Source organism: Methylobacterium ajmalii, from assembly GCF_016613415.1.
GTDB lineage: Bacteria > Pseudomonadota > Alphaproteobacteria > Rhizobiales > Beijerinckiaceae > Methylobacterium > Methylobacterium ajmalii.
Genome location: NZ_JACWCT010000156.1, coordinates 73262 through 80904 on the forward strand (window position 1 = coordinate 73262; position 7643 = coordinate 80904).

The 7643-nt window shown below is 72.8% G+C and carries 8 protein-coding genes; 2 read left to right on the plus strand and 6 right to left on the minus strand.

The features are described 5' to 3' along the window. Positions 1-115 precede the first annotated feature (115 nt). Positions 116-2041, plus strand: coding sequence for a glucans biosynthesis glucosyltransferase MdoH (gene mdoH, locus HPY23_RS27955; protein WP_091883023.1), 1926 nt, complete (start codon positions 116-118; stop codon positions 2039-2041). Between the two features lie 216 nt (positions 2042-2257). On the opposite strand, the gene HPY23_RS27960 is transcribed toward mdoH, so the two are convergent. Beyond that, positions 2258-2713 carry a hypothetical protein gene (locus HPY23_RS27960; RefSeq protein WP_060845361.1) on the minus strand — a complete coding sequence of 152 codons (456 nt, stop codon included), beginning with the start codon at positions 2711-2713 and terminating at the stop codon, positions 2258-2260. 105 nt (positions 2714-2818) lie between these two features. After that, a complete protein-coding gene (locus HPY23_RS27965) occupies positions 2819-3970 on the minus strand; it encodes a trans-sulfuration enzyme family protein (protein WP_091883026.1) in 1152 nt (383 codons plus the stop codon). 103 nt (positions 3971-4073) lie between these two features. Here HPY23_RS27965 and HPY23_RS27970 point away from each other — a divergent pair, with 103 nt between their 5' ends. Continuing rightward, entirely contained in the window at positions 4074-4604 is a 531-nt protein-coding gene (locus HPY23_RS27970; protein ID WP_091883029.1) for a TspO/MBR family protein, read from the plus strand. A 201-nt stretch (positions 4605-4805) separates the two neighbouring features. Here HPY23_RS27970 and HPY23_RS27975 read toward each other — a convergent pair whose 3' ends face one another. The 4 genes from HPY23_RS27975 to HPY23_RS27990 all read right to left on the minus strand — a co-directional run. Beyond that, positions 4806-5786, minus strand: a complete 981-nt coding sequence (locus HPY23_RS27975; RefSeq protein ID WP_091883032.1) for a quinone oxidoreductase family protein — start codon at positions 5784-5786, stop codon at positions 4806-4808. Positions 5787-6002: 216 nt separating this feature from the next. Continuing rightward, a complete protein-coding gene (locus HPY23_RS27980) occupies positions 6003-6383 on the minus strand; it encodes a response regulator (RefSeq protein ID WP_060845365.1) in 381 nt (126 codons plus the stop codon). 177 nt (positions 6384-6560) lie between these two features. Then, positions 6561-7151: a hypoxanthine phosphoribosyltransferase gene (gene hpt / locus HPY23_RS27985; RefSeq protein WP_060845366.1), complete on the minus strand. Its 591-nt coding sequence runs from the start codon at positions 7149-7151 to the stop codon at positions 6561-6563. Positions 7152-7164: 13 nt separating this feature from the next. Then, on the minus strand, positions 7165-7643 hold a 479-nt coding region (locus tag HPY23_RS27990), incomplete at its 5' end, for a DUF3426 domain-containing protein (protein ID WP_200649707.1).

A 7643-nucleotide genomic window follows, 5' to 3' on the forward strand; every position in this document is an offset into this window, starting at 1 on the left:
ATTGCTCCATGACCACCAGCGGGATAGCGCAGCCACGGCACCGAGAGCCGCCTCCCGCGCCGGTTCCTCAGCGAGTTCCCGCACCGAGTCCCGTCACCGAGTTCACGCGCCCTCCATGTCCCTCGCTCCTCCGTCGCACGACGCCGTGCCGGTCGCTCCCGGTGCGGATCCCGCTTCCCCGCAGGAGGCCGCCGCCCTGCGCCGGCGGCGCCTGGCCCTCGCCGTGCCGACGGTGGCGACGGCGCTCGCCCTCGCGGCGGCGGCGGCGGCCAGCATCGGCGTGCCGGACGGGCCGCTCGAGGCCGCGGTGCTGGGGCTGTTCTGCCTGGCGATGGCCTGGCAATCCTACATCGCCTGGCAGTACCTCTACGGCGCGATCGCGGCCGGCCTCGGGACCCGGGTGATGTCGGCGGTGGAGCGGCAGGCCGCCGACCTCGCGCCGCAGGCGAGCGGGCGCAGCCGCACCGCGGCCGTGGTGGCGATCCACGCCGAGGATGCAGGCGCCGTCTTCGCGGCGATCCGGGTGATGGCCCGGTCCCTCACCCGTGCCGGCGGCGACGGGCGCGACCTCGACATCTTCGTCCTCAGCGACACCCGCGACCCGGAGATCGCCGCGGCCGAGGAGCGCGAGCTCGCCCGCGCGCTGGCCTGGCGCGAGATCGCCGGGCCCGGCCTGCCGGCGATCCGCTACCGCCGCCGCCAGGACAATACCGGGCGCAAGGCCGGCAATATCGGCGAGTTCTGCGAGACCTACGGTCACGCCTACGACTTCATGATCGTGCTCGACGCCGACAGCCTGATGACCGGTGCCGCCATGCGCCGGCTGGTGCGGCTGATGGAGGAGAACCCCCGCGTCGGCCTGATCCAGACGGTCAGCTACGCCGCCGGGCGCGACACGCTGTTTGCCCGCATCCAGCAGTTCGCCGTGCGGCTCTACGCGCCGCTCTCGATCAGGGCGCTCGAGACCTGGCAGGGACCGGACGGCGGCTACTGGGGCCACAATGCCATCCTACGCATCGCCGCCTTCGCGGCCAATGCCGAGCTGCCGGTGCTGCCCGGCCGGGCGCCGCTCGGCGGCGAGATCCTGTGCCACGACACGGTGGAGGGCGCGTTCCTGCGCCGGGCCGGCTGGGAGCTGCGCCTCTTGCCGGAGGAGCCCGGCACCTGGGAGGAGATGCCCACCAACCTCACCGATCTCCTCGGCCGCGAGCGGCGCTGGTGCCAGGGCAACCTGCAGCATCTCGGCGTGATCGGAATGCCGGGCCTCACCGCGGGCAGCCGCTGGCACCTCGGCGCCGGCATCCTGTCCTACCTCGCCTCGCCGGTCTGGGTCGCCTTCCTGGCGCTGGGCACCTGGCAGGCGATCCGCAGCGGCGATCTCGGGCTGCTGGCCTACGGCCTCACCGGCGAGGGGCCGGCGGCGGCGGTGCTGGCGGCCCTGAGCGTCGCCGTGCTGGCGCTGCCGAAGCTCCTCAGCCTCGGCCACGTCCTCCTGTCGCCGGAGCGCCGCGCCGCCTTCGGGGGTACGCGCCGGCTCCTTATCGGCGCGGCCCTGGAGCAGGCGCTCTGGGTGCTGCTCTGGCCGGTCCTCACCCTGTTCAACGCCGGTGCCGTGCTCTCGACCTTCGCCGGAAGGGTGGTGCGCTGGGAGACCCAGGCCCGCGACGACCGCCGGGTGCCGTGGTCCGAGGCCTGCCGCCTCCAGGCCGACGCGCTAGTGGCCGGCGGGTTGCTCGCGGCGGCGCTCGTCTATGCCGGCGACCCGCTCCTCGCCCTCTGGATGGCCCCCGTCGCCCTCGGCCTCCTCGGCAGCCCGGCGCTCAGCGTGCTGACCAGCCGGGCCGATTACGGCTATGCGGCGCGCCGGCGCGGCCTCTTCCTCACGATCGACGATACCGCCCAGGCGCCGGAGCTGCGCGACCTCGCCGCCGCCCGCGCCGCGCCGCCGCTCCCGGCACGCCCGCCGGTGCGCGGCGAGGCCCCGGTCTGGCTCGCCACCGCCACCGACGACGCGAAGGCGTCGCGGGCGCGGGAGATCTGAGAAGCGCCCGATCGCGGACCGGGAAGGTGCGCTTCCTAGAGTACGTCACGATCGCGTTGCAATCGCGAAGCTCTCTAGGTCTTTGTTCTGTCGCATTTTCTGCGACGAACTGGTTTCCACTTCGTCGGAAAACGCTCCAGCGTTGCCGATGTCGGCAACGCCTTCCATCGCACCGGGCCGGACCTTGCCAGCCCGGTCTCGCGCGACCCCGGGCCTCTACTTGCCCAGCACCTTGAGCGGGTCGGTGCGCTGGCTCGGCGAGGGCTCGGCGGTGAGGCTGTCGGCGCGCTCCTGCGGGCGGCCGCGGACGCTGCCGGTGGTGGCGGGACTGCCCTGGCCGACGGTGGCGCGGTTGGTGGGGCTCGTCACCGGCACGGCGCCGCTGGCGAGCTCGAGGCAGGTCAGCATCTCGACGTAGCTCGGAAAGCCGCCGGCGCGCGATTGCTGCGAGCACTGGGTCTTGGCCGGGCCGGAGAACTGGCCCCAGCGCTTGCGCAGCTCGTCGCCCGCCGAACGCTCGGAGCGCAGGCAGCCGTCGGAGCCGGCCTCCTGGCTCACCGAGGAGCGGCCGGGCGAGTTGCAGGTGTGCTCGATGTCGAGCCGCGGCGGACCGTCCGCCGCGACGAGGACGAGATGCGCGCCGAGAAGCGCGAAGGGCAGGGCGGCGGGCATGATCGGTCTCCACGGGGCCGGAGAAGAAAAAGCTTCGCCGGTTCAACGCGCCGAGATCGCAAGAAGCTCCCGTCGTCGGCGCGTCCGTTCCTGTCGCTCGCCTCCTCAGTCCTGGCGCAGGGCCTGGTCGAGGTCGGCGAAGAGGTCGTCGACGTCCTCGATGCCGACCGAGAGGCGCAGCAGGTCCGGCGGGCAGGGGGTGGTCGGACCCTCGATCGAGGCGCGGTGCTCGATCAGGCTCTCGACGCCGCCGAGCGAGGTCGCGCGCTTCCACAGGGCCACCCGGGCCGCCGTCGCGATCGCCGCCGCCTCGCCGCCGGCCACCCGGATCGACAGCATCGTGCCAAAGCCGGTCATCTGGCGCGCCGCCACGGCGTGGCCGGGATGCGTCGCCAGGCCGGGATACAGCACCTGGGCCACGGCGGGGTGGGCGGACAGGCGCTGCGCCAGCTCGGCGGCGTTCGCCATCTGGGTGGCGATGCGGACGTGGAGCGTGCGCATGCCCCGCATCAAGAGGTAGGCCTCGAAGGGCCCGAGGATCGCGCCGTTGCCCGAGCGGATGCGCTGGATCCGGGCCCAGAACTCGTCCGCCCTGGCGCCGGCGAGGGCACCCGCGATGACGTCGGAATGGCCGTTGAGCACCTTGGTGGCGGCGTGCATCACCACGTCGGCGCCGAGCGACAGCGGCCGGGTCACCACCGGCGAGCTGGCGGTGGAATCGACCGCGAGCCGGGCGCCGGCCGCATGCGCGATCTCGGCCGCGCCCGCGATGTCGGTGACGGTCCAGAGCGGGTTCGACGGGGTCTCGAGCCAGACGAGCTTGGTCTGGCCGGGCCGCACCGCCGCCTTGAGGGCGTCGAGGTCGTCGGTGGCGACGAAATCGACCTTGAGGCCCCAGCGGGTCGCTTCCTCGGTCAGCCAGCGGCGCAGGGCCCAGTACATCACGGTCGGCGCCACGATGTGGTCGCCGGGATCGAGGGCGCCGAACACCGCCGTGGCGGCGGCCATGCCGGAGGAAAACAGCAGCGCGCCGGCCTCAGCCTCCTCCAGCATCGCGATCACGGCCTCCGCCTCGCGCACCGTGGCGTTGTCGGGCCGGCCGTAGACGTAGCCGGAGGAATACTGGTTGTCGGGGTCGCGGATGTAGGTGGTGGCGACGTGGATCGGCGGCACCACCGCCTTCGTGATCGGGTCGACATGGCCCAATGCCTGCGCGGCGAGGCTCTTCTTCGACCAGTGGCGCGGGGCGCTGCTCATGCCGGGGCTCCAGGGGACAACAGGGACGTTTTGCTCCCCCGCCGCCCTTGCAGAACCGGTGCCGGCGCGCAACCTCCATCCCGGTATAGCACCCGAGCCCGAGATGCCGCCCACCGCAACGCTGCCTCACCCGGAGCCCGCCCGGCCCATCCTGTCGCCCCTGCCGCGCCTCGCCGCGGCGATCGTGCCCGTCGCCGCGGTCGCGGTGGTGGGCAGCCTGGCGACCTCGCCCAACATCCCGACCTGGTATGCGGGCCTCGCCAAGCCGGGCTTCACGCCGCCGAACTGGCTGTTTCCCGTCGCCTGGACGATCCTCTACGCGCTGATCGCATTCTCGGGCTGGCGCCTGCTCGGCACCGCCCCCGCCACGGGGTCGCTGCGGCGCACCCGCACCCTCGCCCTGTGGGCGTTCTTCGTCCAGCTCGCCCTCAACGGCGCCTGGACGCCGGTCTTCTTCGCCCGCCACGACCCGGCCGGCGGCCTCGTCGTGGTGGTCGCCCTGCTGATCATGATCCTGTGGACGATCCGGCTCGTCCTGCCCCTCGACCGGCTCGCGGCCCTGGTCCTCGTGCCCTACGCCGCCTGGGTGTCCTACGCGACGGCGCTCAACGCGGCGATCTGGTGGATGAACTGAGGGGCGCGGTCATCCCGCATTCGTCCTACCCTCAACCTCATCCTGAGGTGTTGGCCCATCGAAGATGGGCTGACCTCGAAGGAGGGCTCCAGAAGTCTCCGCGATCCCTGGAGCCCTCCTTCGAGGTCGCTGCGCGGTACCTCGGGACGAGGTCGCGGACAGGACGAGCGAGCCCCCCGGGTCTCGAGCACGGGTGGTGCCTCACGGCACCAGCACGATCGCCCCGGTGACCTTGCGCGCCTCCGCCGCCTCGTGCGCCTCCACCACCTTCTCGAGCGGGAACCGCGCCCCGACATCGACCGCGACGTGGCCGCGGCCGATCGCGTCGAACAGGTCGGCGGCGTTGGCCCGGAAGGTCGCCGGGTCGGCGTTGTGCGGGAAGACCGAGGGGCGTGTCAGGAACAGGCAGCCCTTCTTGTTGAGGAGTTCCGGATCGATCGCCGGCGACGGGCCCGAGGCGGCGCCGTACGACACGACGAGGCCGAACGGCGCGGCGCAGTCGAGGGACTTCAGGAGTGTGTCCTTGCCGACCGCGTCGTAGACCACCCGGGCCTTGGCGCCGCCGGTGGCCTCCAGGAAGGCCTTGGGCCAGTCGGGCTGGTTGAGATCGATCACCGCCGCGCAGCCGGCCGCGAGCGCCGCCTCCCGCTTCTCCGGCGAGCCGGTGGTGCCGACGACCTTCGCCCCGAGCGCGGTGGCCCAACGCGTCAGGATCTGGCCGACGCCGCCGGCGGCGGAATGGACCAGCAGCAGGTCGCCCGGCTGCACCGCATGGGTCTTGCGCAGCAGGTACTGCGCCGTCATGCCCTTGAACAGCAGCGAGGCGGCGGCCTCGTCGCTCACGCTCTCGGGCAGCCGCACCAGCTTCTCCGCCGGCACGGTGCGCCGGTCGGCATAGGCACCGACCCCGGCATTCATGTAGGCGACCCGGTCGCCCGGCTTCAGGTCCACGACGCCCGGCCCGACCGCCTCGACCACGCCCGCCGCCTCGAAGCCGAGCCCGGTCGGCCGCTCGAGCGGGTAGGCGCCGCGGCGCTGGTAGACGTCGATGAAGTTGAAGCCGATCGCGGTCTGGCGCAGCTGCGCCTCGCCCGCGCCCGGCGCCGGCAGGTCCCGGCTCTGCAGGGTCATGACCTGCGGCGGGCCGAACTCGGTGATCACCACGCTGCGCGTCGTCGCCATGACGGCTTCTCCCCTGGTCTGACCCGTTCGTACGCCCCCGATATGGGTTCGTCGGACGCCAGGGCGACTCCGTGCCGATGGAGGAGGAGGGATGCGGCGGGGTTCGAGGCCGGACGGGAGCGCGGCCGCGCGCGACGGATATCGCCGGGGCCGCGGGCGATCCCGCGCGGCCGGGATCCGTCCCCTATCGACGCCCGCCGATCCGGGAGCGGTCCCTCAGCGCGCCACCACCGCTCCGGCGGCGCGCAGGGTGCGGGACACCGTGGCGCGCATGTCGGCGAGGGTGAAGGGCTTCGTCAGCACATCGGCCACGATCGCGTCGAGGCCGCGGGCGCGCTCGCGCTGGTCGGCGAAGCCCGTCATCAGCAGGATGATCAGGTCGGGGTAGTCGCGCTTGGCCGCGAGCGACAGGGCGATGCCGTCCATCAGCGGCATGCGGATGTCGGTCAGCATCAGGTCGAAGGCACCCTCGGCCAGCCGGTCGAGACCGTCGCTGCCGTCGATCGCCGTCACGACCGTGTGGCCGTCCATCTCCAGCCCGCGCTTCAGGAAGCCGCGGATCGGTTCCTCGTCGTCGACCAGCAGGATGCGCGCCATGTCCTCTCGTCTCTCTGGGTCGAAAAGCTGCGCGGAACCATGACTGTGATCGGGCACACGCCACAGGGTCAAGCGGGACTCGCGCCGCGGGTTCCGCTTTCCCGGCGTGCGGCGCAACAAGGTCAGGCCACGTTGCAATCGCGCATCGCTTCCGGGCGTTGCCGGGGGGAATTTGCTTCAGGCGATCGCCGTGCCGTCCGAACCTGTGTCGAACAGGTCCGGCTCGCCGTCGCCGTAATCGACGAGGCCGACGAAGGGGAGCTGCCGGAAGGCGTGGGCCACGTCCATGCCGTAGCCGACCACGAACACGTCCGGGCAGGTGAAGCCGACGTAATCCGCGTCCATCGTCACCGCGCGCTTGCCGGGCTTCTCCAGCAGCACCGTGGTGAGCACGCGCCGCGCGCCACGGGCCATCAGGAGGTCCTTGGCGTAGACGAGGGTGCGGCCGGATTCGAGGATGTCGTCGATCAGCAGCACGTCGCGGCCGCGCACCTCGCTCTCGACGTCGCGCAGGATCGCGACCTGGCCCGAGGACACGGTCGCGGCGCGATAGCTCGACAGGTGGATGAACTCGACCTGCGGCGCCAGCCCGGCCCGGTGCAGGGCACGGATCAGGTCGGCGGCGAACATGAAGCTGCCCTTGAGCACCGCCACCACCAGGAGGTTCTCCAGCGGCTGGGAGGCGATGGCGCGGGCGATCTCCTCGTTGCGCTGCGCGATGGCGGATTCGTCGAAGAGGACGCGGACGCGGGGCAGGGACGGGGTCATCGGTCTTCGGGGTTCACTTCGGGTTCGTCGGAGCCTTCAGGCTGACTGCAGAATCGTGGCTGTCAACCGCGGCAAAGCGGACCAGCACCTGACGGCCCTTCGCCGAGGCCCCGGGCAGCTCGGCCCGGAAGCGGGCGGATTCCTCGGGCTCGAGCCGCTCGCGCGGCGCCTCGGCGCGCCAGCGATAGACGACCTGGCCGTGGTCGTCGCGCAATTCGAGGCTGAGCGGGGGCACCGCCACCGCCTCCCTGGCGGCGCTCACGACGTCGCCCTCGACCACGAGGCGGCCGGAGCCGGAGGCGTCCGGCACCTGGTAGGCGGCGACGTCCCGGAAGGTCAGGCCGCGCAGGTTCACCGGCAGGCCGATCGCCGCGTAGAGCCGGGCGGTCTGGGGCAGGGCGCGCACGAGGCCGGCCCGGCCGGCCGGCATCAGCGCGGCCGCCGCCAAGGCGCAGGCGGCCAGGGCGGCGCCCGCCACGGCAAGGCGCCGGA

What these genes read in the sequence shown, in the direction of transcription:
- HPY23_RS27960 (WP_060845361.1), bottom strand. Translation starts at nt 2,713, where the DNA reads ATGCCCGCCGCCCTGCCCTTCGCGCTTCTCGGCGCGCATCTCGTCCTC.
- HPY23_RS27980 (WP_060845365.1), bottom strand. Translation starts at nt 6,383, where the DNA reads ATGGCGCGCATCCTGCTGGTCGACGACGAGGAACCGATCCGCGGCTTC.
- hpt (WP_060845366.1), bottom strand. Translation starts at nt 7,151, where the DNA reads ATGACCCCGTCCCTGCCCCGCGTCCGCGTCCTCTTCGACGAATCCGCC.
- HPY23_RS27970 (WP_091883029.1), top strand. Translation starts at nt 4,074, where the DNA reads ATGCCGCCCACCGCAACGCTGCCTCACCCGGAGCCCGCCCGGCCCATC.
- HPY23_RS27975 (WP_091883032.1), bottom strand. Translation starts at nt 5,786, where the DNA reads ATGGCGACGACGCGCAGCGTGGTGATCACCGAGTTCGGCCCGCCGCAG.
- mdoH (WP_091883023.1), top strand. Translation starts at nt 116, where the DNA reads ATGTCCCTCGCTCCTCCGTCGCACGACGCCGTGCCGGTCGCTCCCGGT.
- HPY23_RS27965 (WP_091883026.1), bottom strand. Translation starts at nt 3,970, where the DNA reads ATGAGCAGCGCCCCGCGCCACTGGTCGAAGAAGAGCCTCGCCGCGCAG.